This is a genomic window from Zoogloea sp. (assembly GCF_041911615.1).
Lineage (GTDB): Bacteria > Pseudomonadota > Gammaproteobacteria > Burkholderiales > Rhodocyclaceae > Zoogloea.
Map to the genome: position 1 here is coordinate 42,391 of NZ_JAYROR010000127.1, position 26,781 is coordinate 69,171.

The 26,781-nt window shown below is 67.1% G+C and carries 20 protein-coding genes; 11 read left to right on the plus strand and 9 right to left on the minus strand.

What is annotated here, in order from left to right; genetic code table 11:
• Positions 1-63: 63 nt before the first annotated feature.
• The 4 genes from ACE3P2_RS16930 (at position 64) to ACE3P2_RS16945 (ending at position 3,842) form a co-directional block, all read left to right on the plus strand.
• Entirely contained in the window at positions 64-1,551 is a 1,488-nt protein-coding gene (locus ACE3P2_RS16930; RefSeq protein WP_374266603.1) for an NADH-quinone oxidoreductase subunit M, read from the plus strand.
• A 41-nt stretch (positions 1,552-1,592) separates the two neighbouring features.
• Positions 1,593-3,059 (plus strand): NADH-quinone oxidoreductase subunit NuoN, encoded by a 1,467-nt coding sequence (gene nuoN, locus ACE3P2_RS16935; protein ID WP_374266605.1) that lies wholly within the window; start codon positions 1,593-1,595, stop codon positions 3,057-3,059.
• A gap of 14 nt (positions 3,060-3,073) precedes the next feature.
• On the plus strand, positions 3,074-3,370 hold the full coding sequence (locus ACE3P2_RS16940; protein ID WP_374266607.1) for a DUF2818 family protein: 297 nt from the start codon (positions 3,074-3,076) through the stop codon (positions 3,368-3,370).
• A gap of 178 nt (positions 3,371-3,548) precedes the next feature.
• A complete protein-coding gene (locus ACE3P2_RS16945; protein WP_374266609.1) occupies positions 3,549-3,842 on the plus strand; it encodes a DUF3579 domain-containing protein in 294 nt (97 codons plus the stop codon).
• Between the two features lie 55 nt (positions 3,843-3,897).
• On the opposite strand, the gene ACE3P2_RS16950 is transcribed toward ACE3P2_RS16945, so the two are convergent.
• The gene (locus tag ACE3P2_RS16950) at positions 3,898-5,103 is read right to left on the minus strand and encodes a pyridoxal-dependent decarboxylase, exosortase A system-associated (protein WP_374266611.1); all 1,206 of its coding nucleotides are present in this window, start codon (positions 5,101-5,103) and stop codon (positions 3,898-3,900) included.
• Positions 5,104-5,138: 35 nt separating this feature from the next.
• The gene (locus ACE3P2_RS16955) at positions 5,139-6,743 is read right to left on the minus strand and encodes an acyl-CoA ligase (AMP-forming), exosortase A system-associated (RefSeq protein ID WP_374266613.1); all 1,605 of its coding nucleotides are present in this window, start codon (positions 6,741-6,743) and stop codon (positions 5,139-5,141) included.
• 233 nt (positions 6,744-6,976) lie between these two features.
• Here ACE3P2_RS16955 and ACE3P2_RS16960 point away from each other — a divergent pair, with 233 nt between their 5' ends.
• A complete protein-coding gene (locus ACE3P2_RS16960; RefSeq protein WP_374266615.1) occupies positions 6,977-7,234 on the plus strand; it encodes an acyl carrier protein in 258 nt (85 codons plus the stop codon).
• 175 nt (positions 7,235-7,409) lie between these two features.
• Here ACE3P2_RS16960 and ACE3P2_RS16965 read toward each other — a convergent pair whose 3' ends face one another.
• The 4 genes from ACE3P2_RS16965 to ybiB form a co-directional block, all read right to left on the minus strand.
• Positions 7,410-10,142: a molybdopterin-dependent oxidoreductase gene (locus ACE3P2_RS16965; protein ID WP_374266617.1), complete on the minus strand. Its 2,733-nt coding sequence runs from the start codon at positions 10,140-10,142 to the stop codon at positions 7,410-7,412.
• Positions 10,143-10,265: 123 nt separating this feature from the next.
• On the minus strand, positions 10,266-16,421 hold the full coding sequence (locus tag ACE3P2_RS16970; protein WP_374266619.1) for a CHAT domain-containing protein: 6,156 nt from the start codon (positions 16,419-16,421) through the stop codon (positions 10,266-10,268).
• Between the two features lie 114 nt (positions 16,422-16,535).
• Entirely contained in the window at positions 16,536-17,339 is an 804-nt protein-coding gene (locus ACE3P2_RS16975; RefSeq protein ID WP_374266621.1) for a caspase domain-containing protein, read from the minus strand.
• A 146-nt stretch (positions 17,340-17,485) separates the two neighbouring features.
• Positions 17,486-18,412 carry a DNA-binding protein YbiB gene (gene ybiB / locus ACE3P2_RS16980; protein WP_374266623.1) on the minus strand — a complete coding sequence of 309 codons (927 nt, stop codon included), beginning with the start codon at positions 18,410-18,412 and terminating at the stop codon, positions 17,486-17,488.
• Positions 18,413-18,703: 291 nt separating this feature from the next.
• Here ybiB and ACE3P2_RS16985 point away from each other — a divergent pair, with 291 nt between their 5' ends.
• The 6 genes from ACE3P2_RS16985 to ACE3P2_RS17010 all read left to right on the plus strand — a co-directional run bounded on the left by ACE3P2_RS16985 (position 18,704) and on the right by ACE3P2_RS17010 (position 22,425).
• Positions 18,704-18,958, plus strand: a complete 255-nt coding sequence (locus tag ACE3P2_RS16985) for a hypothetical protein (RefSeq protein WP_374266625.1) — start codon at positions 18,704-18,706, stop codon at positions 18,956-18,958.
• Positions 18,959-19,053: 95 nt separating this feature from the next.
• Entirely contained in the window at positions 19,054-19,944 is an 891-nt protein-coding gene (locus ACE3P2_RS16990; RefSeq protein ID WP_374266627.1) for an NAD(P)-dependent oxidoreductase, read from the plus strand.
• Positions 19,929-20,807, plus strand: a complete 879-nt coding sequence (locus tag ACE3P2_RS16995; protein ID WP_374266629.1) for an NAD(P)-dependent oxidoreductase — start codon at positions 19,929-19,931, stop codon at positions 20,805-20,807. Before ACE3P2_RS16990 ends, ACE3P2_RS16995 begins: the two co-directional genes overlap by 16 nt.
• Entirely contained in the window at positions 20,804-21,343 is a 540-nt protein-coding gene (locus ACE3P2_RS17000) for an LEA type 2 family protein (RefSeq protein WP_374266631.1), read from the plus strand. Before ACE3P2_RS16995 ends, ACE3P2_RS17000 begins: the two co-directional genes overlap by 4 nt.
• A gap of 45 nt (positions 21,344-21,388) precedes the next feature.
• Positions 21,389-22,105 (plus strand): AzlC family ABC transporter permease, encoded by a 717-nt coding sequence (locus ACE3P2_RS17005; protein WP_374266633.1) that lies wholly within the window; start codon positions 21,389-21,391, stop codon positions 22,103-22,105.
• Entirely contained in the window at positions 22,102-22,425 is a 324-nt protein-coding gene (locus ACE3P2_RS17010) for an AzlD domain-containing protein (RefSeq protein WP_374266635.1), read from the plus strand. Before ACE3P2_RS17005 ends, ACE3P2_RS17010 begins: the two co-directional genes overlap by 4 nt.
• Before the next feature lie 15 nt (positions 22,426-22,440).
• On the opposite strand, the gene ACE3P2_RS17015 is transcribed toward ACE3P2_RS17010, so the two are convergent.
• The 3 genes from ACE3P2_RS17015 to ACE3P2_RS17025 form a co-directional block, all read right to left on the minus strand.
• The gene (locus tag ACE3P2_RS17015; protein WP_374266637.1) at positions 22,441-25,197 is read right to left on the minus strand and encodes a putative bifunctional diguanylate cyclase/phosphodiesterase; all 2,757 of its coding nucleotides are present in this window, start codon (positions 25,195-25,197) and stop codon (positions 22,441-22,443) included.
• A gap of 99 nt (positions 25,198-25,296) precedes the next feature.
• On the minus strand, positions 25,297-26,448 hold the full coding sequence (locus ACE3P2_RS17020) for an HD domain-containing phosphohydrolase (RefSeq protein ID WP_374266639.1): 1,152 nt from the start codon (positions 26,446-26,448) through the stop codon (positions 25,297-25,299).
• A partial coding sequence (locus tag ACE3P2_RS17025) for a hypothetical protein (protein ID WP_374266641.1) occupies positions 26,448-26,781 on the minus strand: 334 nt, incomplete at its 5' end. The genes ACE3P2_RS17025 and ACE3P2_RS17020, both read right to left, overlap by 1 nt.

Sequence of the window (26,781 nt, forward strand, 5' to 3'; positions counted from 1 at the left end):
TTTTGTTGGATTCATGATTTAGGACTTGTGCGCGTAGTTCGGCGCATAGAACGGAAAGTAGAGATGACGGGTAATCCTATTCCATTCCTCAGCCTCGCGATTTGGGTTCCGATCGTTGGCGGTATCCTGGTGCTTGCATCGGGCTCCGATCGCAACGCACAGGCGGCGCGCTTCATGGCGTTGGCTTTTGCGCTGGCTGGCCTCGCGGTGAGTGTCCCGCTTTACACATCCTTTGATGTAAGCACCAGCGCGATGCAATTCGTCGAGTCCTATCCCTGGATTCCGCGCTTCAACATCAACTACACGCTTGGCGTGGATGGCATCTCGATGCTGTTCGTGCTCCTGAACAGCTTCATCACATTGATCGTTGTTATCGCGGGCTGGGAGGTGATTCAGGAAAAAGTCGCACAGTACATGGCGGCCTTCCTGATTATGTCTGGCTTGATTAACGGTATCTTCAGTGCATTGGACGGGGTGCTCTTCTATGTCTTTTTTGAGGCGTCGTTGATTCCGCTGTTCATCATCATTGGTGTCTGGGGTGGTCCGAATCGGGTTTATGCAGCGATCAAGTTCTTCCTTTACACGCTGGCGGGTTCCCTGCTGATGCTGATCGCGCTCCTGTATCTGTTCATGGAGTCTGGTGGTAGCTTCAGCATTCTCGATTGGCACCAGCTGAAGCTCGGCATGGACGTGCAGACACTCATCTTCTGGGCTTTCCTGGTGTCGTTCGCAGTCAAGGTGCCGATGTTCCCGGTACATACCTGGCTGCCAGATGCGCACGTCGAGGCGCCCACCGGTGGCTCCATCGTACTGGCGGCGATTGGTTTGAAGCTCGGTGCATACGGCTTTCTGCGGTTTTCGCTACCGATCGCACCGGATGCCAGCCATGCCTTTGCTCCGATGATGATCACCTTGTCTCTGATTGCAGTCATCTATATCGGTTTTGTGGCGCTTGTGCAGACCGACATGAAGAAGCTTGTTGCCTACTCCTCGATTTCCCACATGGGTTTCGTGACGCTCGGCTTCTTCATTTTCAACCCGCTGGGTATAGAGGGTGCGCTGGTTCAGATGATTTCTCACGGCTTCGTCTCTGGTGCGATGTTTGCCTGTATCGGCGTTCTTTACGACCGCATGCATTCGCGTCAGATTGCTGATTACGGCGGTGTTGTGAATGTCATGCCCAAGTTTGCAGCGTTGTTCATGCTCTTTGCGATGGCGAATTCCGGTTTGCCTGCGACGTCCGGTTTTGTGGGTGAGTTCATGGTTGCGCTGGGCGCCGTCCAGCACAATTTCTGGGTGGGCTTCGCTGCCGCCACGACGCTGATTGTTGGTGCTGCTTACACGTTGTGGATGTACAAGCGTGTTGTGTTCGGCGAGGTCGCCAATGACCATGTTGCCGAATTGACAGATATCAACAATCGGGAATTCGTCTTCCTGGTTGTTCTGGCGGTTTGTGTGCTGGCGATGGGTATCTACCCGTTCCCTGTTACAGAGGTTATGCATGCTTCTGTCAATGATCTGCTGAAGCATGTGGCGGTGAGCAAGCTTTAACTGGCTGACCGATACGAATACCTTCTGATTGTGGCCTTGATATGAACTTTGTTATCCCGGATTTTTACCCTGCAGCAGCTGAGCTGTTTGTGGTGGCAATGTCGTTTGTGGTTCTTATGGCAGGAACGTTTGTCAAAGAATCGCGATCGCTGGTCTACTACTTGACCCAGCTCACCTTGTTCGGTGCGGCGGGCATCACCTTGGTATTCATGGACGGTCAGGTGAGCTTCACGTTCAGCAACATGTACGTGGATGACTTGATGGGCGACTTCCTGAAGTTGATGCTTTATTTCGCGGTGGCTATCGTGCTGTTGTATTCGCGCGGTTACATGCGGGATCGGAAGATCGAGACCACCGAGTACTACGTGCTCGCCATTTATGCCACCCTGGGGATGATGGTGATGATCGCCGCCAATCATTTCCTTACGTTGTATTTGGGTCTCGAGCTGCTCTCGCTGTCGTTGTACGCAATGGTTGCACTTCAGCGGGATTCTGCGCGGGCAACCGAGGCGGCGATGAAGTATTTTGTGCTTGGCGCACTGGCATCGGGTTTGCTGCTGTACGGCATTTCTATGCTTTACGGTGCAACCGGTACGCTGGAGATCTCCGGTGTGGCGCAGTCGATCTACCATCAGGCCGGTAACAAGACTGTTCTGATGTTCGGCCTCGTTTTCGTTGTCGCAGGGCTGGCGTTCAAGCTAGGTGTCGTGCCGTTCCACATGTGGATTCCTGACGTCTATCATGGCGCTCCGACTTCGATCACGCTGATGATCGCGTCGGCGCCGAAGCTGGCTGCGTTTGCTATGGCCATGCGACTGTTGGTGAACGGCCTGTTCGAACTGGCAGATCAGTGGCAATCGATGTTGATGTTCCTTGCCGTGTTGTCGATCGTCTTGGGCAATCTGGCTGCCATTGCTCAGTCGAACATCAAGCGTATGCTCGGTTACTCCGGCATTTCCCATATGGGCTTCATGCTGCTCGGTCTGATGTCCGGTGTGGTGGGTGGTGATCGGCACTTTGCGCTAAATGCCTACAGCTCTTCAATGTTCTATGTCGTTTCGTACGTGTTGATGAGTCTCGCGTCGTTCGGCGTCCTCATTCTGTTGTCGCGTTCCGGCGTCGAGGTCGAAACCCTCGACGATCTCAAAGGCTTGAACAAGCGCAGTTCGTGGTTTGCGGGTGTGATGGCGATGGTGATGTTCTCTATGGCGGGCATCCCGTTCTTCATCGGTTTCTTTGCGAAGTTCTCGGTGCTGCAGGCGGTCGTCGCAGCGGGTTATATCTGGGTCGCGATTCTCGCTGTGGTGATGTCGCTGATTGGTGCGTTCTATTACCTCCGTGTGGTCAAGGTGATGTTTTTCGACGAGCCGGTGGACACTACCCCGATCGTCGCTCCGGCTGAAATGCGCGTTCTGCTGTCGATCAACGGGGTTGCGATTGCGGCTCTTGGCCTGATGCCGCAAGCGTTGATGTCGCTTTGCGCATATTCTCTGCTCGGATCTCTTTGAGATTCGACTCGGTCGTGAGCTTTATTGCAGTCGTCTTTTTTGCTGTGATGGTGCTGGCAAACCTCGTGTTTGCCAGCAATCGACTGTTCGGTGTTCTAGCGTTATCAGGCGGGAAAAGTCTTGCGCTGCGGGTTCTGGAGCTTAGTGTCTGTTACCTCGCTGTGATGGGAGGTCTACGGATTTCGGAGGCTCGCCTTCACGGCAGCAGTTATGCTCAGGGTTGGGAGTTTTACGCCATTTCTATATGCCTGGCGTTGGTGATGGTTTTTCCGGGTTTCGTGTATCGATATCTGTGGAAGAAGTCCGCCTGAGCGTGTTGCCGATGCCCGGGTTGTCCGGGCATTGTTTTGTTTGGGATCTTTTTAGACAATTCGGTCAGTGTTTTTCGTAGAGGCAGGGCTGGCGTCTTCCGTGGATGTTGTAGTTATGGCGGATTGCGGTGAATGAAGTCGTCCTGCGTGTTGAGTGTCACTTCTTCCGTAATTGCCCATGATTCTAAAAGTTGAAAACTTTGTGATTGTCGGTCGCACCAGCGACGGCAAGACGTTTCGACCCAGCGATTGGGCGGATCGGTTGTGCGGGATCATGTCCGTCTTCGGGTCAGACAATCGGATGACGTATTCCCCGTTTGTACGGCCGGCGTGCAATCTGAAAGGGGACAAGACGGTGCTCGTGGATGCGCGGATTCACGATATCGAGCCGTTGGCTTACAACTTCCTCCGTAATTTTGCGAAGGACAACGATCTTCAGGTCGAGCCCTTACCCGATGCTTATTTCGAGTAGTGAGTTTAGATTTCGTGCGATTGAAAAAAGGGAGCTGAGCTCCCTTTCTTGTTTTTCAGACCAGCACTTCGACGAGATCGGGATGGCTTAGAAAGCCACGTGGACTGGCCGTTGCACCGTAAGCGCCGGACTGGAACACCACGACCAGATTGCCGGGTTCGGCATCAGGCAGGGTTGATTTGTCGGCGATGATGTCGAGCGGCGTGCAGAGTGGGCCGACGATTGAAACGTGATGTATGGCGGGTTGATCCATGCGATCACCGATCACGACGGGGTAATTCTTGCGGATGACTTGCCCAAAATTGCCGGAGGCGGAGAGGTGGTGGTGCAGCCCGCCGTCGGTGACCAGAAAGCAGTGATCGCGGGAGACCTTCTTGTCGATGATGCTGCAGACGTAAACGCCGGCCTCTCCGACCAGATATCGCCCGAGTTCGAGGACGATGCGCGCGCCGGGTAGTTTTTCTGCTGCTTCCTTCTGGATTTCGGCGAGATTCTTGGAGATCGGGCTCAAGTCGAGGCGACGTTCTCCGGGGAAATACGGGATTCCAAATCCGCCGCCGAGATTGAGGAAGCGGACCTCGGACGGCGCGTAGGCGGCCAGCGTGACGGCGAGATCGAAGCACTTTCGCTGGGCTTCGACGATGGCCTCCGGGCGAAGGTTCTGCGAGCCGGCGAAAAGATGAAAGCCTTCGAAGGCGAGCCCGGCCGTGGCGATTTCGGCGAGGAGTGCGGGCACCTGCTCGGCATCGACGCCGAACTGCTTCGGGCCGCCGCCCATTTTCATGCCGGAACTCTTCAGTTCGAAGTCCGGATTGACGCGCACCGCGACCCGGACTTGCCAGCCGGTTGCCTGCCGGATGGCGGCGAGTTCGCGCACTTCGCGAAAGGATTCGATGTTGATCAGGATGCCGGCTGCGACGGCCTGGCGGAGTTCGTCGTGACGCTTGCCGGGGCCGGCGAAACTGATTTCGAAGGGATCGGCCCCACTGTCGAGGGCGACCTGGAGTTCTTTCGCAGAAGCGACGTCGATGCCATCGACGAGCCGGGCCATGTGGTCGACGACGGCGGGCATCGGATTCGCCTTCATGGCGTAATGGAGCTTGATGCCGGTTGGCAGACTCTCTCGGAGTTCGGCAACCCGTTGTGACAGAAGTCTTCGGTCGTAGGCGTAGAAGGGTGTTTGCCCGACACGCGCCGCGAGGCGCCGCAGTGGCAGGTTGCCGACGATCAGCTCGCCGTTCTGGACGTGGAATTGCTCCATCGGCGCGTGGGTCGGCTTTTCGCGGGAGATTTCGCTCATGCTTGTACCTTGAGAGCGCTTTCGAATGCGCTGGAGAGGGTCTTGCGATCTATCTTGCCGTTGGGGTTACGGGGCAGAGGGCCGTCGCGGACTTCGATGGTGGAGGGAATCATGTAGGCCGGCATGCGCTGACGGCATTCAGCAAGAAGGGCGGCGGCGTCGAGGGGCTGCGTGTCCTTGCCGGTGGCGATGACGCAGATCGCCTGCCCCAGCGCCGGGTGGGGGACCCCGAAGGCCACGCACTCGCCAACCTGCCCGGTGGCGTAGAGAATTTCCTCCACTTCGGTTGGGCTCACGCGGTAGCCGGAGGTTTTCATCATCTCGTCCCGGCGGCCGATGAAATACAGGTAGCCGTCTTCGTCCCGTCGGACGGTGTCGCCGGAGAACACGGCGATTTCGGGCAGCACGAGCCCGCTTTGCCGGCCGGGGGCGCCAGAGGGCAGTGGCTTGAAGCGCTCTGCCGTTTTTTCGGGGTCGTTCCAGTAGCCCAGCGCCACCAGGGCGCCGCGTTGGACGAGTTCGCCGGGTTCGTTGGCGGCGCATTCGGTGCCGTCCTCGCGCAGCACCAGCACTTCTGCGTTGGGAATCGCCTTGCCGATCGAGTCGGGTCGGATGTCGGCCTGCTCGGGCGGCAGGTAGGTGGCCCGGAAGGCTTCGGTCAGGCCGTACATCAGAAAAGGTCTGGCCCGGGGAAGGTGGGCGCGAAGCGCCTTCAAGGTGTCATGGGGCATGCGTCCGCCGGTGTTGGCGAAGTAGCGCAGGTGGTCGTCGATGTGCTCGGGCCATTTCAGTTGGGCGAGCTGGATGTAAAGCGGAGGGACAGCGGTGAGCCCCGTCACCCTTTCCCGAACGATGGTCTTGAGCACGTCCTGGGGCAGCAGGTAGTTGAGCAGGACGACGCGCGCGCCGCTGTGAAAGGCCGTGGTGAGCTGCGAGAAGCCTGCGTCGAAGGACAGCGGCAGCGCCGCGAGCAGGGTGTCGTCGGCGTGGTTGCCGAGATAGCTGGCAACGCTTTGGGCGCCGGCAACCATGTTGCGATGCGACAGTACGACACCTTTAGGTCGGCCGGTGCTGCCGGACGTGTACAGGATCGACAGCATGTCGGTATCGATGACTCGATGGCAGGCGCCGATCGGGGTGGCAACGAGATCCGACCACTGGACGACGTGGAGGGCCGGTAGCTCGACGGATTTGGCGAGTGGCGCGGTGAGGATGACGTGACGCAAATCGTGGCAGTGGGCGAGGGCGTCGGCGAGGAAGGGCAGGCGTTCGGGCGACGTGACGAGTACGCGGGCGTTGCAATCGCGCAGGATGTGCCCTACCTGCTCGGGCTTGAGGATTGGATTGACCGGCACGAAGGCGCCACCCGCGCGGGCTGCCGCGAAGCTGGAAACGACGGTCTCGATGCGCTTGTCGAGGAAGATGCCGACGCGCTCGCCACGCTCGAGACCTAGGGCGACCAGACCGCTGGCGATGTGCGCGACCTGCGCGTCCAGATCGCGATAGGCGACGGTGGTGGTGCCCGCGGTGAGCGCGGGGGCGTCGGGCGCGCGCTCGGCGGACACGCCGATGAGTTCGTGGAGGAGGGTGGCGTTGGGCATCGGTGTGGCGGCGGTTCGTCGGTTTGCGTTGCAGGGTGAAGGCCCGTGGGGCGGCCCGATTTGGGTTGCGTGCTGCGTCGGCGCCCAGGGCGGGGGCGTGGTACGACTTAGATCACGGTTCCGAATGTGGCCTTGTCGCTTATAATGATAAAGGCTTGCTGTTGCAAGGTCGCATGGCTCGGCGTGGGAGTTTCGCCCGGTTTTGCGTTTGGTTTCCCGGACTGGAGTGACTTTTGGATACGAAGAAGGAAGTGCTGTCGATTCTCGACGAGGTTCTGAGCCTGGGCGGCGCTGCAGCCCAGTTTGATCTCGACACGCCGCTGCTGGGCGCGCTGCCGGATCTGGACTCGATGGCGGTGGTGGGATTGATCAACATCCTCGAAGAGCATTTTGGTTTCGTCATCGAGGATGACGAGATCGACGGTTCAACCTTCGCATCCGTGGGTTCGCTGGTCGACTTCGTCGATGGCAAGCTCGGTAAGACGGGCTGAGTCACCGCGTGTGCGGCATCATGACTGCGCGGGCCTCTCGCGCCGGGAGATGTCGCCGACGGTCGGATGGATGATGTAGTGTGGACAAGATGAAAACGCCGGGCTGGCAAGCCCGGCGTTTTCTTTTGGCCGTTCGACCGCTGATGTCGGTTCGTGCTGTGCGGGGTGCGTGGGCTCAGGTCGCGACGCCCTGCCGCAGGCGTTTGAGCTCCGGCACGCAGGAGCCGCAATTGGTGCCGCAGCGGGTGCGGGCCTGCAACGCTTCGAGGGATTCCCCTGCCCGGAAGGCGGCAACGATGTCGTCCTCGGCGACGTCGAAGCAGTTGCAGACGACTTTGCCCCGGGCCGCCTGGCCGGCCGGCGGCTGAGTCAGCGGGGCCAGCAGCCACGGGCGCACCGCGGCCGCGGAATGGCCTTGCACCATCATGTCGGCGAGCCATTCGGCGGCACGGGTTTCGCCGGCCAGACGCACGGCTGCGAGGGAGTCGCCTTCGACCCGCGCGCGCTTGGCGATGTCCTTGCGGCTGTCCTGGTAGGAGAGTACGCGCGTGGGGTCGTCGAGGGCCAGTTCGCGGTCGAGGGCGTCGAGGACGTCGGGCGGCAGTTCGTCGCCCCGGGCCTTGAACACGACGACGGGCGCGGTGCGTCCGGCGAGGGTCAGGCTGGCGTAGGGGAAGCGGGGAAGCCACCGGCGCAGGCGTTCCATCACGGCCAGCGGATTCGGCTGCAGGCGTCCTTCGGCGTCGGCCTCGCTGCGTCGAAGGACGACGAGGGCCTGACCGGCGGTGTATTTCTCGACCTGTACGGCGGCGTGCTTGAGTTCGGGCTGCTTCGAATGGGGATCGAACGCGGCGGGTAGGAGCACGTTGATGCCCTGGCCGCCCATCGCGTTGGCGCCCCAGTGCATCGGCACGAAGCACTGGCCGGGCCGCAGCGTGGCCGACGGGGCGACTTTCAGTACCACTTCGCCGCGCCGGCTTTTTACCGTCACGAGATCGCCGTCGCGAAGCTGGCGCCGCGTCATGTCGTCGGCGTGCATGTGCAGCAGCGGTTCGGCTTCGTGGCTGAACAGGCGGGCGACGAGCCCGGTTCGGCTCATGCCGTGCCACTGGTCGCGCAGACGGCCGGTATTCAAGTGCAGCGGGTAGCGCGCGCTGGGCGATTCGGCGGTGATGCGGTGTTCGGTGGCGACGAAACGGGCGCGGCCGCTGGGGGTGGGGAAGACGCCGTCCTCGTAGAGTCGGGTCTTGCCGCGGCGCGCGCCCGGCGGGAAAGGCCATTGCTGTGGGCCTTCGTTCTCGAGCAGGGCGTAGCTGAGGCCGGTGATGTCCAGATCGCGGCCGCGGGTGGACGCGCGGTGCTCGTTCCAGACGGCTTCGGGCGTGGCGTACGGGAACATCCGCGCGGCAAGGGCTTCCTTGCCGAGGCGGATGCCCAGACGCCGGGCGAAATCCACCACGATCGCCCAATCGTGGCGGGCCTCGCCCGGCGGGGGCACGGCGGCTCGGACGCGGCTGATGGTGCGTTCCGAGTTGGTGACGGTGCCATCCTTCTCGCCCCAGGTGCTGGCCGGGAGCAGGAGGTCGGCGTAGGTGCAGGTTTCGGTGTGCCCAAAGGCTTCCTGGACGACGACGAATTCGGCGCTGCGCAGGGCTTCGTGGACCAGTGTCTGGTCGGGCATCGACTGGGCCGGGTTGGTACAGGCGATCCACACCGCCTTCACTTCGCCCGACCTGAGTGCCTGAAACAGCTCGACGGCGCTCTTGCCCGGTGTCGCGGGCACGCTGTCCACGCCCCACAAGGCGGCGACTTCGGCGCGATGGTCGGGATTGGCCATGTCGCGGTGGGCCGAGAGCAGGTTGGCGAGCCCGCCGACTTCGCGCCCGCCCATGGCGTTGGGCTGCCCGGTGAGCGAGAACGGGCCGGCACCCGGTCGGCCGATCTGGCCGGTGGCGAGGTGCAGGTTGATGAGCGCCGAATTGTTGTGGGTGCCGAAGGAGAACTGGTTGAGCCCCTGGCAGTACATCGACAAGGTGGCCGGCGACGTGGCGAAGAGCTGGGCCGCCTGCTCGATGGCTTTACGGTCGAGCCCGCAGATCGAAGCAGCCATGGCCGGCGAATATTCGCGAACGATCTTCTTGAGGGCGTCGAAGCCTTCGGTGTGGGCCTCGATGTAGTCGCGATTCACCCAGCCTTCCCACAGCATGACGTGGAGCATGGCGTTGTACAGGGCGATGTCGGTGCCCGGCAGCAGCGCCAGGTGCAGGTCGGCGGCTTCGGCGGTGTCGGTGCGGCGGGGGTCGATGACCACCAGCTTCATGTCGGGGTTGGCCTTGCGGGCGTCCTCGATACGGCGAAACGCGATCGGGTGGGCGAAGGCGGTGTTGCTGCCGGCAATGAACAGGGCCCGGGTGTGGGCGATGTCGTCGTAGCTGCACGGGGGCGCGTCGGCTCCCAGGCTCAGTTTGTAGCCTGCGACGGCGCTCGACATGCACAGCCGGGAGTTGGTGTCGAGGTTGTTCGTGCCGATCAGGCCCTTCACCAGCTTGTTGAAGACGTAATAATCCTCGGTGAGGAGCTGGCCGGCGCCATACACGGCCACGGCGTCGGGGCCGTGTATGGCGATGATCGCGGCGAAACGCTCGGCGGCGGTGTCGAGGGCGACGTCCCAGCTCACCCGTTGGCGGGCGTCGGCGCGGCTCGGGCGCAGTTCGGGGTAGAGGGCGCGGGCGGCGAGGGTTTCGGGCGCGGCAGACAGGTGCAGGGTGGCGCCCTTGGTGCACAGGCGGCCGAAATTGGCAGGGTGATCCGGGTCGCCTTTCACGCCGACGATGCGGCCCGCTTCGTGTTCGATGATGACGCCGCAGCCTACGCCGCAGTAACAGCAGGTGGATTTCGTTTCGGCCATGGCAGCTCCATTTGATGCGTGTTGCAAAGCAAACCATGTGCCATGGGAGGAAACACGTCATTTGCCCGTTCCGGTGGGGCCGCGGCACCGGAACGGGGGGCGGGCAAGGCCCAAGGCGGTGCGTCAGCCGGGCGTCGTCGCCGGACTCGCACCATTTGTGGGCGCGCCCGGGCCGCCATCGCGAGGGGGCGGGATTTCTTCGCCGAGGGTGACGATGAGTTCGTCCAGCACCTGGATTCGCCGGGCGTCCGGGGCGCTCGCGTCGCCGGCGAGGCTCTTGACGCGGCAGCGCAGCAGTCCGGCCAGGATGCGGAGCTGGGCGATGACGGAATCGAGCTCGCGCCGGCTGCGGGTCAATCCGCGCATCGCGTCGTTGTAGGCGCAGGCGAGTCGCTGGACGTCGCCCTCGCCGGTGTGGAGCCAGCGGGCGACTTCGGCGTCGGCGGGCATCACCGCGTCGAAGAACGCATAGCTGCGGCCGAAGCGCGCGTTGGCGGCCTCGGCGCACTGCGCGAGGGCGTCGGCGAGGTCGGCCGGGCAGGTGCCCAGCAGCGCGTCGAGCTGGATCTGATTGAGGTAGTTGTACGGGTTCCAGTCGGCGCTGCCCGTCATCTGGCCGGCGCTGCGGGCGTAGGCGTCGCGTGCCAGGGCGAGCTCGGCCGCCACAGCCTGCCAGGGTTGTTCGGCGTGAGCGAGGACGATTGCCTTGCGTTTGTAGGCGCTGCCCAGAATGGCGAGGCGCTCGGTGTTGACGCGGTCGGTGGCCGCGCTGCCGGCCGGATCGGCAGGCTTGTCGGCGGAGAGCGCCAGCAGGGCTTGCAGGCGGGCGATGGCGTCGTCCACGTGGGCCATCGCGGCGTCGGTTTGCCCCTTTTCGCCCAGGCGCTGGGCCTGGCGGGCTTCGAGGTTGGCGAGCTGTTCGATCGCCGCGATGGGTACCAGCCCGCGGCTGGAGTCGTCGCTGATGGCGCGCAGGTAGGCGGCGCGGGCGGCGGCGAAGCCCTCGGCGCCGAACTCGGCATGGAGCCGGCCGAGCGCTTCGTTGATCTCCGGCATGTCGAGCCACGCGGTGGGGACGTGCTTCAGGCGTCGGCGCAGGCGCTGCTCGAGTTCCTTGTAACTGGGGTCGCGGGGGCTGCGGCCGGTGGTCGGGCGCGCGGCAGCGGTGTGGATGAGCTGGCTGTCGAGCCGGCGCTGTTCGATCCAGTCGAGCAGTTCGTCGGGGGCCCGCAGCGCCCGGTCGTCGGGCTCGGGGCCGCGCTGGACCTTGAGCTGGAAGGCGGGGTCGCCGTAGGCCTGATAGGCGCCCCAGGTGTTGCGCTCGGGGTGGGCGGCGAAGGTGGCGCGGCGTGCTTCGCGCAGGGCGTCGCCGAAGCCGGCGTTGCGGTTCGCCATCTGGTCGAAGAACACCTCGGTGAAGGTGTGGGCTGCCGTGTCGTCCACCTCCCAGCCGGCGGCCACGACGCAGCGCACGCCCATGTCGATGAGTTCGCGGGCAAGACTGTAGGCGAGCCGGTTGCTGCCGGTGCCGGCCTCGGGGCCGATCTTGCCCAGATGGCAGCAGTTCAGGAAGACCAGGTCGGGGACGTTCTCCATCAGGCCGATCTCGCTGGCCGAGAGCAGCAAGCCGTCGGAGAGCACCACGCCGCTGCGGTAGCTGCCGTCGGCGGCCTGGAGTGCGTGGATGCCGTGGGCGGAGATCATCAGGATGCGGTACGGCCGGGCGAACAGGCGGGCGAACACGTCGCCGGCGCTGGCGCCCGGCGGCACGGGGGTGACGGCGTAGCCCGCCTCGCCGAGCACGCGCTGGACCACCTGCCCTTCGGCGGTGGCGCCCGGCAGGTCGCGCAGGCAGTCCGGTTCGGGGCTGCCGTCCGGCTTGTTGCGCGGTGTCCAGCCGGGGCCGCCAAACTGGGCGTGGAAGCCGTCGGTGCTCGGGTTGCTGATGACGCAGGCGGTCAGGGTGTCGGTGCGCACCACCTGGTGGCGGAAGCGGGCGGTGACGAACTGGCGCACCACCCGGGTGGACAGCACCATCGGCTTGCCATCCACTTCGAGCATCTCCCAGGGCAGATTGGCGCTGGCCCCGTCCACCATCAGGATCAGATTGCCGGTCTGGCGTGCGGCGGCCTTGAACTCCACCGGCACGAGCAGCTGGAACAAGGTGTTGCCGAAGCTCAGGGCGGGCAGGTAGCGGGTTGGGTCGCCCCCTTCGAAGGCTTTCTGGCACAGGGTTTCGACGGCGCCCGGCTGGCGTAGCGGGACGACGCTCTCGGCGCGGGCCTTGTCGCTCATGTAGATGAACTTCAGGCGGTTGGCGATGCTCGGCGAGGGCGCGTCGTCGAGCCCGGTGGGCACCGGCAGGCGGCGGCCGGCGAGCGTGTCGCCGCAGCCGTAGAGGCGCAGGATCTGGCGCAGCGTGTCGGGCGGAATCGGCGACTGGAAGCGCGGCGTGTAGCACTCGGGGCTGCAGCCGGTCTCGTCCCGGTCGGCGTCGCACACCACCAGCCGCGGCCAGTAGTCGGAGAAGGGCGAGACGCTGAGGCGCCGGCGCACGCCCTGGCCGAAGGCGAGCTGGTCGGCGAGGTCGAGCTGCTGGTCGAGGCCCGGCAGTTCGGTAGCCAGCGCCGTGTCGAGCTGGCTCACCGCATTGGCGGCGGAGATCGCGCTGTCGCGGAACACCTCGATGAACTGCAGCTCGGCAACCCGCGCGCGACGCGGAGGCGGGCTCCCGTCGCCGGACTTGCCGCCGGCAAAGTCGTGGTTGGCCATCAGCACGCCGAGGGTGACCGCCTTGACGGCGTCGGCGACGTCGAGCTGAAGGGCCGAGTTGGAGCCGATCAACAGGCTGGCGAGCTTGAGGGGCAGGGGCTGGTTCGGGTCCAGGGCGGGAACGCCGCGGCGCGTCGGCGTGAATTGTTCGTCGCCGTGGCGGTCGGTGGCGTGGAGCAGATAGCGCAGCACGCCGCCACGCACGGTTTCGGTGATGCCGGCGGCGGACAGTTTCCCCATCTCGCCGAGCCCGACGACGATGGCGCCGCGGCCGGTGCCGCGCCAGCGTTCTTCGGGCGTGCGCGGCATCAGCACGATGCTGGCGTTGCCCAGCTCGCCCGAATGGATGCCGAGGCGCTGGCGTTGGGCGAGGGCGCCGTCCACGAGGTTGCGGTCGATGATGCGTTCGGCGCCGGCGATGGGGTCACCCCGGTAATGGCCGCACAGCACCGGCACCTGGACGAAGCGCAGATCCATCGCGATCACCGAGACCCGCAGCCGCGCCTTGCCGCGCGGCGGCCCGCGGCGCACCCGGCCACCGAGCGCGGTGGCGGTGGCTTCGGCCTCGCTGGGGAAGCCGGGCGGCGGCGCGGCGCGGTAGTTGATGACGGTGGCGGCGGTGGCTTCGCCGCGGCTCGTCGGCAGCTTGCCGAGCTTGCGGGGGACGCCCCCGGTCAGCAGGGCGGTGATGTCGTCGAAGAATTCGGGCGTACTGGTGAGGCCCATGTGGTCGGCCGGCATGAGCCATTGGCGCTCGTCCGGCAGGCCCGCCAGGCGGCCCGAGGCCCAGGTCACCGAGCCGTCGCCGTCCGGCGTGCCGCGCAGGACGATGCCGATGGCGTTGCCGTCGCCATCCACCTGCTTGAGGATGCCGCAGGGCGTGTTGTCGCGCTGGCCGAAGACGTAGGCGATGCGGTCGGTGGCGGTGCCGACCCAGCGGGTGTCGCTCACCGTGTTCCAGAACGTCTTGGCATCCGCCAGGCGCTTTTCGGAGGGCTTGCCGCCGAGCTGTTTGCCGAACCAGAAATCGTCGTTGACGGCGGCGAGCGCGTCCCAGGTGGAACGCTCGTAGTAGGCGTGCTGCTGGCTGTCGCCGGTGTCGATGAAGCCCGGGGCGGGCAGGAGCTGGACCGCCCCGGGGAAGGCAGCGACGATGTCGAGGATCTGCTGCAGGCGGTGGCGCTGATCGAATCCGGCGAGGGTGCGGATGGTGTCGGATTGGCCGAGCAGCGTCTCGACGAACAGGTGGGAGCCACGGTTGGGCGTGCCGAGCATCAGCAGCGCGCTGTCGGGGTGGGCGGCGATGTCCTGCCACAGGGTCTCGTCCTGGGCGAAGGCGGCGCGCACCACGAGGCCGCCCATGCTGTGGGCGAGGATGTGCACGGGGCGTTTCGATGGGTCGGGCACCCGCTCGCGCAGCCGTCTGGCGAGCGCCTTGCCCAGGTCGAGGATCGGCTGGCGCCAGTCGTAATCGAAGCATTCCAGCACGTGGGTCCGGCCCAGATGGGCGTAGAGATCGCCGTAGGCCATGCCGATGAGGCCGTCCACGGTGACCTTCGCCTTGGTGTTCATGGCGATCTGGCTGATGCCGCCCAAGGCCAGGCGCTGCGGCGCGAGCCAGACGCGGGCGCCGTCGGCGTTGAGCTTGCTGCCCATGATGCCGGGCAGGAAGACCAGCAGCGGCGCCGATTCGGGTGCCACGCCGCGAGCCAGGCTCGGCGCCTCGGGCGGCCGGACGGCTTCGCGGTCGTCGGGGAGCGCCGGGGTGATCCACTCGGCGAGTGCCAGCGGCGCGGCGTCGGTCAGCCAGCGGAGCTGGGCGGCGGGCAGCGGGTGGCCGTCGGCGGTGGTGGTGTCGTCGCGGAAGTAGCGGAAATGGCTGACCCCGGGGCCTTGCACGAAGATCGCGCGGGCCTCGGTGGGGCGTTGGCCGGCAAGGCCGCCGTACATCGAGGCGGTGTCCACGACGAGGTCGTTGTCGGCCTGGTCGAAGAATTTGCGGTCGGTGAACAGCGTGCCCAGCCGCTGGAGCAGGCCGCCCCCTTCGATGTCGCCGGCGACGACGGCCATCCGCAGGCCGGGCCGGGCCGGCGCCAGGGCCAGCAGCCTGCCCATCGGCGCGTCCGGCAGCATGGCTTCGATGCCGGGTAGCAACTCGGGCCGCAGGCGCCGCTTGGCGATCTCGAGGACGATGCGGGTAAGCACGGAGATGCCCCTGTCGACCGCCGCGGTGGCCTTCGAGCCGGCGGTGGGGCCCTGGCTGGCGCCCACCGCGAGGCCGACGCCCAGATCGCCGAGCCGGCGCATCACGTTGAGCAGACCGGACAGGAAGATGTCCAGGTTCTCGCTGAGCAGTGCGGTGCCCCGTGCGGGACAGGCGACGCGCACGTAGCGCTCGATCTGCAGGTTTTTTTCGGCGAGCAGCTGGATCAGCGTGCCGAGCTTTTTCTGCTCGAGGGCGACGAAGGCCGCGTGTTCCGCCTGGGTGGCTGGGTCGTCGGCGCGCTTGTCCTGCTGGTGGCCGGGGGCGCGATAGGCCTGGGCGAGCTCGGTGAGGACCGGCTTCCCGGTGGTGCTGGCGTCGAGGCACAGCAGGTCGCCCACCAGCCCGCCGCGGGAGTGGGTGACGAGGGAGATGCGGGCGTTCTTCGGCAGCAGCGTGGCGAGCGCCAGGGCGTTGTCGATGGGGCTGTCGGAAAAGCTGTGGTGCTCGAAGCCGAACAGCCGGCCCTCGAAGTGCTCGGCCAGCGCGGGCCAGCTCTGGCTGTCCGGCAGACGGCCGAAGGCGCCGAGGGTGTGGGAGCCGGTGCCGTGAATGAAGATCAGCCCCGGCTTGCTGGCCAGGGCCTGGAGTTGCGGGGCGTCGTCGGCGAGGCGTGCGCCGCCGTCGAGGGCGCCGCCCTGCCAGGCGTAGAGGCCCGGAGCGTTGCGTCCGCGCGTCTCGACGGCCCACACGATGGCCTTGGCACCGGCCCAGGTGCCGGCGGCAACGGCGAGATCCTCGCCGATCTTGCCGGTGAGTTCGGCGAGCTTGTCCCGGGCCGCGTCGATGATCCCGTCGTCGCCGATCACGAGGGTGGTGAGCCTGTGCCAGATCCAGTCGCCCACGCCGCGACTGGTGCCTTCGCGGGGCCGCAGGGCGTCGAGATCGACGGTGTCGAGGCTGCCCTGTACCTCGCCGCTGGCGCGGGCGCGCTGCGCGAGGCGTTCGGCGAGGGCGTCGGCACGCAGGAAGATGGTGGTGCCGTCGCTGGCTTCGAGGGCGAGCACGCGGGTGTCGGCGCTATCGGGCGGGAGTTCGACGGTCTCGCCGCGACCGCTGCGTGCCGTGCCGTCGAGCGTCCACGATTGCGTCGCCACGACGTTGGCGAGGAGCGGGTCGTCGAGGCTGGCGCCGCCGCCGCGGCTGCCAGGGGGGTGAAGCAGGCCCGGCAGCGGGGGGCGTGCCCGGGCCGTGGACTCGGTGCCGGATGGGGCGGCGGAAAAGCGGATGCGGGGCGTGCTCACGATTCAGTGCTCCACGGCGGACTGGCGCGGGGGCGGCGCGCCGGATGCCGGCGTGGTCGGCCGGCGAGGCCTGGCCCGGCGAACCGGGTCAGGTCGGGGCGGGCGCGGTGCCGCTCAGGCGAAGACCTTCCAGGCCCGGGCGGTGCGGCTGCCGAAGAGCTGCGGTTCCTGCGGCAACTGGTTGGTGGGCAGGTAGGCCGGGGTGATGGCCTTGAACCAGTCGGTGTAGGAGGCGCCGGCAGGCAGGCTGGCCAGCGTCTTGAGGGCGTAGTAGGTGAAGGCGCCGTTGGGGCGGCCCTTGAAGCTGGTGTCCCAGCTGTACTGGTCGTCCTTGGCGCCGGCCATCAGCAGGTCGCCGCCGCTGCGCGACAGGCCGCTGACGCTGGGCAGCGTCAGGCCCCGCGGCGTGGGCGGCGGCAGGTCTTCCGGCTTCATCCACACTTCGGGTGGGAGGAAACGGGCACGGGGCAGGCCGGGGGTGAGGTCGCTGTCGTCGCCCCTGCTGACGGTGCCGGAGTGGCAGCTGTCGGAGATCAGCAGCACGCGCACGCCGGCGACGTGATTCTGGAGGATCACGCCGAGCTCGTCGTCGAGCAGCACCTGGCCGCTGCCGATGTCCCACGGGCACAGGGCTTCGTCGCGACCGTCGGGCTCGTCGCCGTTCTGGTCGGGTACCCAGGTGCCATGCCCGGAATAGGTGATGACCACGGTGTCGCCCTTGGCCGCGCCGGCGATGAGGTTGCGCATGGCGGCGACCATCGCGGCCTTGGTGGCCTGGGCGTCGAGCAGCTTGGTGACGCCGAAGCCACGGGCGGTGAGTGCGGCGGCCCAGTCGTTGGCGTCATTGACGCAGCCGGACAGGTCGTTCTGGGTGCCGGGGTAGTCGTTGATGCCGATGCACAGCGCCTTCTTGCTCATGGTCGTTCTCCTGGGGGGTTCCGGACCGCGCACGGGGGCGGCCACTGGGAATGACAAACGCTCTGAGCTCAGTTAAGCAGAGCGACATGAAAGGTCAATGACGATCGGCAGGAATGTTGACCGGTGACAGACGGGCTTTGTGGATTTCAGTGGCGCGGCGTGGCGGCAAGGGTGGCCAGGGCGGCGACCTGGTCGAGAATGGGCTGCGGAATCGGTGTGTCGCCGGCCAGCATGGCGCGGATCAGCGCGGCGTTGGCGCGCACCTCGGGGTTGTCGGGCAGGCCTTCGATGGGCGGGGCGCCGCCTTCTTCGGCCGGAAACGCGATGCGCGCCTCGCCGTTGGCGAATGCTTCGAGCTGGGGGCGACGGCGCGGGTTGGCGAAGGCTTCGCCCTCGGTGCCGCGCAGCAGCAGCGCGACGCCACCCTGGGCGACCAGATGGGCGTGCATCCGCTCGAGGTATTCGGGATGGGTGACGGACACCACCCGCACGCTGTGACCGGGGGCCGGGTCGAGGAGCTTGGCGAGGGTGTGGGCGCTGTTGCGCACGCCGAGGCGTGGGCGCAGGGCGAGCAGCGGGTCGAGGCCGGGGGCGAGGGCGTCGAGGGGCAGGCAGGCGAGCCGGCGGCTGGCGAGCTGGGCCTCGGCGGCGGGGATGTCGGCGGCCGGGGTGATGTCGAGGGCGGCGAGGAGTTCGAAGGGGCTCACCCGGCTGTCGAAGTCGTGGCGGCCCTGGATCAGCACCGGCACGCCCTGGCGGGCCAGCAGCAGCGCCACCAGGGGCATCAGGTTGGCCTGGCGGCGGGCGCCGTTGTAGGTGGGCAGCACGACGAGGCGCGGGCCGGCGGGTACCGCCACCGGGGCGGTGCGGGCGTCGAGGGCGCGCTGGAAGCCGAGCAGCTCGTCGCGGGATTCGGACTTGATGCGCATCGACAGGATGATGGCGCCCAGCTCGAGATCGGGCACCTTGCCGTCCATCATGTCGCCGAAGAGGGATTCGGCCTGGTCGACCGTGAGGGGCTTGGAGCCTTTCGGCCCGCGGCCGATTTCCTTGATGAAGGGAGCGTAGGACATGGTGGGGAGCGTGGCTGCGTGGAAAACCCGGCGAGTGTAGCGGGGCGCCGCCGCCAGGGCGAGGGCGGGTGCGTGCGGCGCGCCTTTCCAAGCGGCGTGGCGCGAACTATCTTGCCCTTGAGGGCTGCGCCCGTCCCGGGCCGGCACGGGACGGGCGACGAGGAGAATCGAGATGCCGGCAAGACCCATCGCGGCCAATCTGGCCAGCGTGCTTTACCTGGAAATCGACGGTCAGGCCTATGCGCTGGCGGGCCGCGCCTGCCGGGCACGACGCGCTGCAGCGCGCTGACGGTGAGTGTCGGAGGCGCCGACTACCCGATCTGGCGCGACGCGGCCTTCAAGCAACTGGCCAATGGCGGCGTCGGTGCCATGAACGAGGCGAGCCTCGAACTGCGCGACGTGAGCATGAAGAACCTGCTGGCGACTTTCGGTTTTCGTCTGGCGGGTTTCAGCGCCTTTCGCTTCGACGCTTTCGCCCCGTCGGACGGGCTGCAACTCGCCACGGCCAGCTTCGCGGTGGACGCGCTGAGCCTGAAAATCGAGTGAGTGGCCCGCCCCGCATGGGTGGTCGGGTGGGCGGCAGGCTTCCCACGGCCGGCGCCCCCCGCTAACCTCTCGGTTTTTCGATGCGGGGGTTTCTCATGAAAGTCGGTTTCGTCGGTCTGGGCATCATGGGGCGCCCGATGGCGCTCAACATCCTCAAGGGCGGGTTCGACCTGACTGTGTGGGCGCGCCGGGCCGAGTCGATGGCGCCGCTGCTGGAAGCCGGCGCCAAGGGCGCGGCCAGCCCGGCGGCGGTGGCGGCGGCCTGCGATGTGGTGATCTCGATGGTGTCCGACGCGGCCGACGTGGAGCAGGTGGCGCTGGGCGCCGGCGGTGTGGCCGAGGGCGCGAAGCCGGGCCTCGTCTTCATCGACATGAGCACCATCGCCCCGGCGGCGGCCCAGGCCATCGCCGCGCGGCTCGCCGAAGTCGGCGTGACGATGCTCGATGCGCCGGTGTCGGGCGGCGAGGTGGGCGCGATCAACGGCGGCCTGACGATCATGGTCGGCGGTGATGCGGCGGCCTTCGAGCGGACGAAGCCGGTCCTGGCTTGCATGGGCAAGTCGGTCAACCTGATCGGCGATTCGGGCGCGGGCCAGGTGACCAAGGCCTGTAATCAGATCCTCACCGGCGTGACGGTGATGGCGGTGGCCGAGGCGCTGAACTTCGCGCGCAAGAGCGGGGTGGACGGCACCAAGGTGCGCGAGGCGCTGCTGGGCGGCTTCGCCTACAGCCGCATTCTGGAAAACCACGGCCAGCGCATGCTCGACCGCAACTTCAAGCCGGGCTTCAAGGCGTGGATGCACCAGAAGGACATGAACATCGTCGTGCAGGAGGCGCACCGTCTGGGCCTGATGCTGCCCACCAGCGCGGCGACGGCGCAGCTGTTCAATGCGATGGTCGGCAGTGGCATGGGCGAGGAGGATTCCGTCGCCGCGCTGAAGCTGCTCGAAGGCCTGTCGGGGGGGCTGAGATGCGGGTCGGATTGATCGGACTCGGGGTGATGGGGCTGCCGATGGCGGGCCACCTGTTGCAGGCGGGGCACGACCTGGCGGTCTGGGCGCGCCGGCCGGAGGCAACGACGCAGATCGTGGCCGCCGGCGCCGTGGCCTGCGCGACGCCGGCCGAACTCGCGGCACGCAGCGAGGTGGTGATCTCGATCGTCACCGCGAGCGCCGACGTGGCGCAACTGGCGCTGGGGCCGGGCGGGTTGATCGAGGGCTTCGCCCCGGGCGGCATCCACGTGGACATGAGCACCATCGCGCCGGCCACCGCCCGCGCGCTGGCGGCCCGCTACGCCGAGGGCGGCGTGGGCTGGCTGGATGCGCCGGTCTCGGGGGGCGAGGTGGGGGCGCGCGATGCGACGCTGGCAATCATGGCCGGCGGCGAGGCGGCGACGCTGGCCCGGGTGCGCCCGCTGTTCGACTGCCTGGGCCGCACGGTGGTGCATGTTGGCGACGCCGGCGCCGGGCAGGTGGCCAAGGCGTGCAACCAGATGATCATGGTGAACGCGATCCAGGCCTGCGCCGAGGCGATGCGCCTGGCCGGCGCCCACGGGCTGGACGCCGCCAAGGTGGTGCAGGCGCTGGCGGGCGGGTCGGCCGGATCGCGGGTGCTGGAGGTGATGGGCGGACGCATGGCACGTCGGGATTTCGTGGCCGGCATCCAGGCGCGGCTGCATCACAAGGATTTTGCGATCCTGATGGACGCGGCGCGTGAGCTTGGGGCGCCGCTGCCGGTGGCGGCCCAGACCTGGCAGCAGCTCAATGCGCTGATGGGCCTGGGCGGCGGCCGGCTCGACACCGCCAGTCTGCTGCGGGTGCTCGAAGCGCCGCTGGAGCGGTTGTCGTGAGCCGCGCGAGTCGCCGTCGCCTGTTGGCGCTGGGCGTCGCGGCCTGTGGCGCCGTTGCGCTGGCGGGGCTGGGTGGATGCGCCGGCACGCCGCTGCGTCCGCTCAAGCCCGAGGTGTCGCTGGCCGACATCCGGCTCGAAGGGGGCAACCTGGTGGAGCAGCGCTTCCTGCTGAGCCTGCGGGTGACCAATCCGAACCGTTTCGATATTCCGGTGCAGGGACTCAGCTTCACCCTGGATCTGGGCGGCGAGCCGTTCGCCCGAGGGGTGGGCAACCGGCCGGTGGTGGTGCCGGCGCTGGGCGAGGCGCAGGTGGAGGTGAATGCGACGGCGGGCCTGTCCGGGCTGCTGCGCCAGTTCAAGGCGCTGGGCAAGGGACGCGAGACGTTCGAGTACCGCCTCAAGGGGCGTCTGGTGACCGGCGCCTACGGCGATTTCGACTTCGACCGTCACGGCGAACTGGACGCCATGAAGGCCCTGCGCGACGGTGTCGGCGGCCCGGGGGGCGGCACCCGCGCGCCCTCCGAAAAGTTCTGATCCCTGCCGCGCCGGGTGCCGGCGCGGCGGTTTCCTGCTGATTCCATGTCTCCCAAACTCATTGAATTCCTGGCCGGCTGCCGGGACGAGGCGCCGCTGCAACTGGGCGTGGTGCCCTTCGGCATGCTGTTCGGCATTGGCGCGCTGGCGGCCGGAATGCCTCCATGGCTGGCCCAGGCGGCGTCGGCGGTGGTGTTCGCCGGCGCGGCGCAGCTGGTGATCGTGCAGATGCTGGCGGCCGGTGCCGGGGCGCTGCCGATCGGCCTGACCACCGGGTTGCTGAACCTGCGGCACCTGCTCTACAGCGTGTCGATCGCCGAACACGTGCGGCACCTGCCGCGACGGTGGCGCCTGCTGCTGGCGTACCTGCTCACCGACGAGGCCTACGCGGTGGCGATCCTGCGCTACCAGGCGAAGCCGGCACCGGGCGAGCGGACCGATCTGCGGCATTGGTATTTCCTGGGCTGTGGGGCCACGCTGTGGGCGACCTGGCAGGCGTCGACGGCGGCGGGCCTGCTCTTTGGGGCGACGATCCCGGCGGAGTGGGACATCGACTTCGCGGTGCCGCTGACCTTCATCGCGCTGCTGAGCCTGCTGATGCGCGATCGGGCCGGGCGGGCGGCGGCGCTGGTGGCGGCGTTGGGTGCGCTGGCGCTGGCGGCGCTGCCGTTCAAGCTGGGGCTGGTGGTGGCGATCGTGTTGGGGCTGCTGGCCGGCGTATGGGCGGTCGGACGGGGCCGTGGCGGCGAGGGCGGGCGATGAGCACGCCGGCATTGATCGGCCTGCTGGTGGCGGTCGGGCTGGCGACCTTCGCGTTTCGCTACGCGATGATCGGGCTGCTGGCGAGCCGCAATCTGCCGGCCTGGCTCCACGCGCTGTGCCGCCACATCGCGCCGGCGAGCTTCGCGGCGTTGACCGCGAGTGCGCTGTTCGTTCAGGGCGGCGAGGTGACGCTGGCGCTGGCCGCACCCAAGCCGTGGGCGGCGCTGGTGGCCGCGCTGGTGGCGTGGCGCACCGGCAACGTGCTGGCGACCATTGGCGTGGGGATGGTGGCGCTGTACTTGTTCAAGTACCTGTTCTAGCCGTCCGGGCGGCGCTCAGGCAACGGCCAGGGAGATCTCGCGGGTGGCGCGTCGGGTGCGCAGCATCTGGGTCATGTCGGCCGCGCTGAGGGGGCGGCTGCACAGGTAGCCCTGGTAGGCGTCGCAGCGCCAGCGCCGCAGCAGGGCGAGCTGGGCGTCGGTCTCGACGCCTTCGGCGATGACTTCGAGGCGCAGGGTGTGGGCCATCGCGACGATGGTCTGGGCGATGGCGGCGTCGTCGGCCTGGGTGACGATCTCGTCGATGAAGGAGCGGTCGATCTTCAGGCGATCGATGGGGAAACGCTTGAGGTTGGAGAGGCTGGAGTAGCCGGTGCCGAAGTCGTCCACCGAGAGCTGCAGGCCGAGCTTGCGGCATTCGGCGAGCACGCTGCGGGTGTGCTCGGGGTTGCGCATGACGAGGCTCTCGGTGAGTTCGAGGTCGAGGTAGGCCGGAGGCAGGCCGCTTTCGGCCAGGGCCGACTGGATGTTGTCGAGCAGACCGGCGTCGTCGAACTGGCGGGCCGAGAGGTTCACGCCGACCGGCACGCGGCCGAGGCCTTCCTGCTGCCAGGCCTGGTTCTGGCGGCAGGCCTCGCGGAGCACCCAGGCGCCGATCGGGACGATCAGGCCGGATTCCTCGGCGATCGGGATGAAGGTGTCGGGCGGCACCATGCTGCCGTCGGGCTGGCGCCAGCGGATCAGGGCTTCCATGCCGATCAGCTCGCCGCTGAGGGTGTCCACCTGGGGCTGGTAGAACAGCACGAACTGTTGGTCGTCGATGGCGTGACGCAGGCGGTTTTCGATCTCCAGGCGTTCGCTGAAGCGTTCGGACAGGCCGTGGTCGAAATACTGGAAGTTGTTGCGGCCGCGCTCCTTGGCGAGGTACATGGCGGCGTCGGCGTTCTTGATGAGGGCGGCGCCGTCGAGGCCGTCGTTGGGGTAGAGGGCGATGCCGATGCTCAGCGTGATGGTGAAGCGCCGGCCGTGCAGCACGAAGGGCTCGGCGAGGCTGGTGAGGATGCGGCTGGCGATGTCCTGGGGGACGCTGCCCTCGTCGAGGTTGCCCAGGACGATCACGAATTCGTCGCCACCGGTGCGGGCGACCAGATCGCCGTCGCGCACGCAGGTGCGCAGCCGCTGGGCCACGGCGAGCAGGAGTTCGTCGCCGGCGTGGTGGCCGAGGGTGTCGTTCACGTACTTGAAGCGGTCCAGATCGGTGAACAGCACGGCGGCGCGGCGCTGGCGCTCGCGGGCGCTGGCGATGACGTCGGCGAGGTGGTTGCCGAGCAGGGTGCGGTTGGGCAGCGAGGTGAGGCTGTCGTAGTGGGCGAGGTGGCGGATGCGGCGCTCGGCGTCGTGGCGCTGGGTGATGTCGGCGACGATGCCCAGGTAGCCGCGCACCTGATGGTGTGTGTCCTGCACTTCGGAGATGCTGAGGTTGGCCGGGAAGCTGCTGCCGTCGCGCCGGCGCAGGGTGATCTCGCGGGTGCCGCTGTTCTCGGCCGCGGCGGCGACGGCGGCGAAACCGCTGACGCGCTGGGCGAGGGTCCAGCGGGCGATGTCCTCGGGGGTGTGGAAGATCAGCGGGGTCTGGACGCCGATGAGTTCGTCGGCGCGGTAGCCGAACAGGCGTTCGGCGGCGGGGTTCATCACGCGGATCACGCCGGACGAATCGGTGTAGACAATGGCGTATTCGGCGCAGTCGAGGATCGCCCGCTGGAGCGTGGTGGTCTCGCGCAGGAGGCTTTCGGAGCGGGCGTGCTTCTCGACTTCGCTTTCGAGCAGGCGATTGGTTTCGCCCAGGGCCTGGACGTATTGCTCGAGGGAGGCGTTGGCGTCCCCGAGGGCCAGGGTTTTCTCGTCGACCTGGCGCCGGATGGCCTCGGCGCGGGTCTGCAGGACGTACAGGATGAAGGCCGCCAGCGAGCCCAGGGAGAGTCCGGAGAACAACTGGGCCCCGGCTTCCTGGCTCGGGTCGAGGGTTTCGATGATGCGGTCGGCGGTGGCGATCAGCAGCCACTGGCGGTCGGCGACGCTGATGCTGTCGGCGAAGGAGCTGCTGCCGATGCGAAAGCCCGGGCTGCGATAGACGACGTGTTCGACGGTGGTGCTGTCGACGATCTCGAGATCGAGGCGGCGCTGGATCTCGCGGGAGAACGAGGCGCGCAGGGCCTGGTCGATCAGGGGGTCGACGGCGACCTCGATGAACAGGACTTCGTCGGCCTTGAAGGGGGGCAGCGGCTGGCGGGTGATCGGGCTGAGGATCAGCAGGGCAGTGCCGGGCGTACCGTCGGGGCGGGTGATCGGGTAGGGCTCGGTGGCGATGCTGCTGGGATGGGTGGCGGCCCGTTGCAGGTTGTCGTCGAGCCCCGGGGGCAGCGTGGTGTCGGCGATGGTGAAGCTGGCGAAGGCGCCGGGCGTCGCGCCGCCGGGTTGCAGGCGGAGGGTGCCGAGACGCCGGATCTCGGGCTGCCGGCTGAGCAGCGGGGCGACGATCTCGCCGAAATGGGCGCGGGATTCGTCCGGGGCGAAGGCGAGCTGGCGGGCCAGGACGTCGGCTTCGCGAACCAGGTTGTCGGTGCGCTGGCGCAGGTGGTAGGCCTGCTCCTGGGCGATCTGCCGGAAGCGCTCGCGGGTGGCGTCGGCCTCGTCGTGGATGGCGCTGCGGTAGTTGTCGAGGGTGAGCGCGAGGATGAGGAGGAAAACGACCGCTGCCAGCCCGTAGCGGCGAAGGAAGGGGATCACCGCGCGGGGCGTCGGACTGGCGGGCATCGGGTCTCCTGGCGGGCGAAAGCGGGTTGGCCGGATTCGTCTCCGGCCGCCCTTTAACGGATGCCAGGGTGGCTTTCTTGAGCCGCGCGGGGTGTCGTGTCAGCCGCCGAACACGAGACGCAGGCGTTCGGCCTCGGAGGCCGGGTCGGTGTCGCGATCGGCGAAGCGCTGGGCGATGGCGAGGAACTCACCTTGCAGGACGAGGAAGGCGTCGATGATGGCCGGGTCGAAATGCTTGCCGCTGCCCTCGCGCATGATCTCGACGGCGTCGGCGTGACTGATCGCCGGCTTGTAGACGCGTTTGCTGATGAGCGCGTCGTACACGTCGGCGACGGCCATCAGGCGCGCGGAGAGCGGGATGCGTTCGCCGGCGAGGCCGAGGGGGTAGCCGCTGCCGTCCCACTTTTCCTGGTGGGAGTAGGCGATTTCCTTGGCGAAGCGCAGGAAGCTGGCGGAGACGCCGAAGAGCGCTTCGGCGCGGTTGATGGCGTCGCGGCCGAGGGTGGTGTGGGTCTTCATGACCTCGAACTCGGTGGGGGTGAGCCGGCCGGGTTTGAGGAGGATGCGGTCGGGGATGCCGACCTTGCCGATGTCGTGGAGCGGGGCCGACTTGTACATCAGATCGATGTTCTCGTCGGTCAGCTCGGCGGCATAGCGGGGATGGGTCTGGAGGTGGCGGGCGAGGGCGCGCAGGTAGCTCTGGGTTCGGCGGATGTGGTTGCCGGTTTCGTTGTCACGGGTTTCGGCCAGCGAGGCCATCGCGACGATGGTGGCGTCCTGGATCAGCGAGAGCTCGCGGGTGCGCCGGGTGACTTCGTGTTCGAGGTAGCTGTTGCGATCGCGCAGGAAATCGCTGGCCGTCTTGAGGGTGAGGTGGTTGCGGATGCGGGTGAGCACCAACGGCGGGCTGATCGGTTTGGTGATGTAGTCCACCGCGCCGGCGTCGAAGCCGCGCTGCTCGTCGGTTTCCTCGTTGCGGATGGTGAGGAAGATCACCGGGATGCTGGCGGTCGCCGGGTTGTTCATGAGCTGACGGCAGACTTCGTAGCCGTCCATGTCGGGCATCGTGACGTCGAGCAGGATGAGGTCGGGCAGCGGCTTGTCGCCGGCAAGCTGCAGCGCGCGGCTGCCGCTGGTGGCGATGCGGGTGCGGAAGTCGGCGCGATGCAGACAGTCGACGATGGGTTCGATGGAATCGGGCGCATCGTCGACGACGAGAATGAGAGGGCGGTGGCTGTCGATGGATTGCATCAGGGTTGCGCTCCGGTCTGCGGACTACGCCGCGGGTCGAGGAGATGGCGCAGGATGGCTAACGCTTCATCATAATCGTAGTGCTGCATGGCGTTGGTGATTTTTGCAGTGCTTTCAAGCCCAAATCGGGTAGTCAGGTCGGGTCGGAGGGTGCGCAGGGCGGCCGGGGCGGCGCCGTCGGCGGCTTCAATGAGTTTGAGTAGGGCGGCCGCGGCGGCGGCGAAGGCCGCGTCGTCGAGGGTGCCGGCGGCGATGTCCTCGGCGGGGGCGGGGGGCAGGCGGGCGTCGAGCAGGGCAACGAGCTGCGCCAGTGCGTCGGCGAGGGCGTCGAGG

Coding starts and splice junctions, on each gene's coding strand:
- ACE3P2_RS16930 (WP_374266603.1), top strand. CDS start 64: ATGACGGGTAATCCTATTCCATTCCTCAGCCTCGCGATTTGGGTTCCG.
- nuoN (WP_374266605.1), top strand. CDS start 1,593: ATGAACTTTGTTATCCCGGATTTTTACCCTGCAGCAGCTGAGCTGTTT.
- ACE3P2_RS16945 (WP_374266609.1), top strand. CDS start 3,549: ATGATTCTAAAAGTTGAAAACTTTGTGATTGTCGGTCGCACCAGCGAC.
- ACE3P2_RS16950 (WP_374266611.1), bottom strand. CDS start 5,103: ATGGAGCAATTCCACGTCCAGAACGGCGAGCTGATCGTCGGCAACCTG.
- ACE3P2_RS16955 (WP_374266613.1), bottom strand. CDS start 6,743: ATGCCCAACGCCACCCTCCTCCACGAACTCATCGGCGTGTCCGCCGAG.
- ACE3P2_RS16965 (WP_374266617.1), bottom strand. CDS start 10,142: ATGGCCGAAACGAAATCCACCTGCTGTTACTGCGGCGTAGGCTGCGGC.
- ACE3P2_RS16975 (WP_374266621.1), bottom strand. CDS start 17,339: ATGAGCAAGAAGGCGCTGTGCATCGGCATCAACGACTACCCCGGCACC.
- ybiB (WP_374266623.1), bottom strand. CDS start 18,412: ATGTCCTACGCTCCCTTCATCAAGGAAATCGGCCGCGGGCCGAAAGGC.
- ACE3P2_RS16990 (WP_374266627.1), top strand. CDS start 19,054: ATGAAAGTCGGTTTCGTCGGTCTGGGCATCATGGGGCGCCCGATGGCG.
- ACE3P2_RS16995 (WP_374266629.1), top strand. CDS start 19,929: ATGCGGGTCGGATTGATCGGACTCGGGGTGATGGGGCTGCCGATGGCG.
- ACE3P2_RS17005 (WP_374266633.1), top strand. CDS start 21,389: ATGTCTCCCAAACTCATTGAATTCCTGGCCGGCTGCCGGGACGAGGCG.
- ACE3P2_RS17010 (WP_374266635.1), top strand. CDS start 22,102: ATGAGCACGCCGGCATTGATCGGCCTGCTGGTGGCGGTCGGGCTGGCG.
- ACE3P2_RS17015 (WP_374266637.1), bottom strand. CDS start 25,197: ATGCCCGCCAGTCCGACGCCCCGCGCGGTGATCCCCTTCCTTCGCCGC.
- ACE3P2_RS17020 (WP_374266639.1), bottom strand. CDS start 26,448: ATGCAATCCATCGACAGCCACCGCCCTCTCATTCTCGTCGTCGACGAT.